Raw genomic sequence first — 2918 nt, 5'->3', positions numbered from 1 at the left:
CGACGACGACCGTGACCGGTAGATCTCCAGGGCCGCACGCTGCCACGCGCGCAGCGGTCGGGCTGGTGGAACGGGACGTCGTGGACGAGGGCTTCGGTCGAGGGGGCCGGCTCTCACGCCATCACACTCTAGAAGGCGGCACTCGGCGAAGACGCTGGCGGCCGCAGGCGCGTCGGGATGACCACACTTTTGCCGTGGATGGTCCCGAAGGGACCACGCCCGAGCATGACCGTCTTATCTCACAGAGGGTTAAGCTCCTGGAGTCAACCGATCGACTTCGGAGGCCCCGATGCAGCTCACGACCGGTCCTTCGGCAGTTCCCCGCGCACCGGTGGCCCCCGCGCCAACACCTGAGGTATCCGGTGGCGACAGGACGCCCAACACCCGCACACCCAACACCCGCACGCCCAACACCCGGCTGCGACTGAGTCGGGAGGAACGGGGCTGGTCGCAGGAACGGCTCGCCACCGAGATCCGTCGGTTCTCCGTCATCCACGAGGGTCGCGAGGCCGGGGTGACCGGCAACATGATCTGTAAGTGGGAGAAGGGCGACAAGAAACCAAGCCTGCGTTATCAGCGGTTGTTGCGGGCGCTATTCGGCCGGTCGTCGGCGGAGCTCGGTTTTGTGGATGACGAAGCGCTTCCCGCCGCCGTCGGAGCACTGCGGGGCGGAACCGGTCAGGGTACGGCCGTCGCCGCGTCGATGAACCTTGAACAGGCGGCCTGCGAGACGGGCGCCGCGGGCACACTCGTACTTCACTCCGGCACCGACATGATCGACACGAACGGTATTCCCGTGGAACGTCGGGACTTTCTCCGACTCTTCGCCGCGGCGGGCGGCGTCGCCGTCGTGCCCATGAACGGCGTCACGGACACTCCGCCCTGGGAGCGCCTCTCGGCGGCGCTGCGTCGCCGTAGCACGGTGACCCCGGAGCTCGTCAACGAGCTGGGCCAGCTCACCGCGGGGCTGTACGGCTTGGAGGAACGCGTTCCCGCCCGAATCCTGATAAAGCGGGTCACCGGGCATCTGAACAGGCTCAGTCAGCTGCTGGAGACCACGAGCCGGTCCCCGGTGCGCCGTGAGCTGACCTCCACCGCCGGGGAGACGGCGGCGCTCGCCGGATGGCTCTCGTTCGACATGAACGACCTGCCCGCGGCCGTCGCCTACTACCGGGTGGCCATCGAGGCCGCCCGCGAGGCCGATGACAACGCCCTGTGGGCCTGCGTACTCGGTTACGAGAGCTACCAGACCGCCAGCCGTGGCCGCCACGACCAGGCCTGCGCGCTGCTCGGTGAAGCCCAGCGGCGAGCCGCCACGGGCAGCACGGTGATGACCAGGGCCTGGCTGGCTGCCCGGGAGGCCGAGGAGCAGGCTGCTCGCGGCGAGGGCCGGGCGGCGCTGGCCGCCCTCGACCGTGCCCAGGATGCCTTCGACCGGGGCGAGAGCGACGGGGACCGGGTCTGGACGCAGTTCTTCGACCGGGGCCGGCTCGATGGCCTGAAGGTCACCACCTACACGCGGCTACGGCGACCCGCCGCGGCCTACGCCGCGGCCACCGAGGCACTGCGGGCGGCCGCTCCCGGTGCGACGAAGAAGCGGTCGTTGCTGATGAGCGACATCGCGGAGGTGCACATCCAGCGGCGGGAGATCGAGGCGGCCTGCCACTTCGCGGCCGAGTCCCTCGCGATCGTGCTCCAGACGGACTTCTCGCTGGGCCTGGCCCGTATCCGCCACGCCCGGGAGCACCTGCGGCCCTGGCAGCACACCCAGGCCGTGCGCGAGTTCGATGAGCAGCTGCGGGCACTCACCTGACGGTGGGTGCCGTCTCGGCGCTGATCCAGCCCAGATAGTCGGCATGGCCGGCGACGATCGGCGTGGCAATGATCTCGGGATTTTCGTAGGGGTGGAGGACCACGAGCCGCTCATGTAGCTCATCGAATCGTTCGGTGGTCGTTTTCGCCAGACAGAGCCATTCCTCGGCCTGCTCGATCTGGCCCTTCCAGCGGTAGGTGCTGCTCATCGGTCCGATCACCTGGAAACAGGCGACCAGACGCGCCTCCACCAGGAGCCTGCCGATACGGTCAGCGCTTTCCCGGGAGTCGATACTCACGATGACCTGAAGGTGACCCACGCGCACTCCCATCTCTAAAACGATGGATACGCAAGATACCCTACATCGATCAGTGGCGGTAGCCGTTGAATTTACGGCGCCCGGGAGGATCGGACGTATTCTCCGCGTGACATTCCACCCGGATCCACCCGGAATGGGCGGTTCAGTCGCAAGCCGTTTACCGCCGGTTGATCGGGAGGGTACATTCCGGCGCGGAAAGGCCGCGCTGGGCGCAAGAGACAGCACCCCACGCCGACCGGAGAAGACCGGCCTGCTCCCGTAACCAGCCTGGTCTCACCCACCGGTTGGTCCTACCGCTGCCGCGGTCCCCCGCCCGGGTCGGTGCCACCGCCGCCCTGCGCTGGCTTCACCCGTCCCCGGCGGGCGCGCCGTGAGCCGACGACCCCTGGGTCTGGCACACGCGGTAGCAGTCGTAGACACCGCCGACGCCGCGCACCGCGCCGAGCACCTTGTCCAGTTGCTCCGGCCCGGTGACCTCGATCGTGAAACGCGCATGCGCGACCCGATCATCGGATGTGGTCGTCGAGGCCGCGCGGACGGACGCCGAGATCTCCGAGAGCACCTCGGTGATGTCCGCGAGCAGCCCGTAGCGGTCGAACGCCTCGACGACGATCTCCGCGGGAAAAATCTGCGCCTGTGGTGCCGACCAGGTCGCCACCGCGACGCGCTCGCGGTCCGACCCCGCCTCGGTGGCGTTCATGCACTCCCGGCGGTGCAGAGACACGGTGCTGCCGTGCGTCGCGAAGCCGACGACCACGTCTCCGGGCAGCGGAAGGCAACATCGCG

General features: G+C 68.6%; 3 protein-coding genes. 1 reads left to right on the top strand and 2 read right to left on the bottom strand.

The genetic code is table 11. From position 1 onward, the window contains the following. Positions 1-289 precede the first annotated feature (289 nt). Entirely contained in the window at positions 290-1813 is a 1524-nt protein-coding gene (locus AC08ON_RS01675) for a helix-turn-helix domain-containing protein (RefSeq protein ID WP_476606155.1), read from the top strand. Here the strand turns inward: AC08ON_RS01675 and cutA are convergent. Together cutA and AC08ON_RS01665 are read right to left on the bottom strand one after the other, a co-directional pair. Then, complete coding sequence (cutA, locus tag AC08ON_RS01670) at positions 1806-2144, bottom strand: divalent-cation tolerance protein CutA (RefSeq protein WP_476606156.1); 339 nt, start codon at positions 2142-2144, stop codon at positions 1806-1808. The genes AC08ON_RS01675 and cutA overlap by 8 nt on opposite strands. Positions 2145-2478: 334 nt before the next feature. Beyond that, positions 2479-2918 (bottom strand): ACT domain-containing protein (locus AC08ON_RS01665; RefSeq protein WP_476616332.1); only part of this gene is annotated, 440 nt, incomplete at its 5' end.

This window comes from Frankia sp. CoWAU3, assembly GCF_977971855.1.
This window is presented reverse-complemented; position numbering and strand designations above follow the sequence as displayed.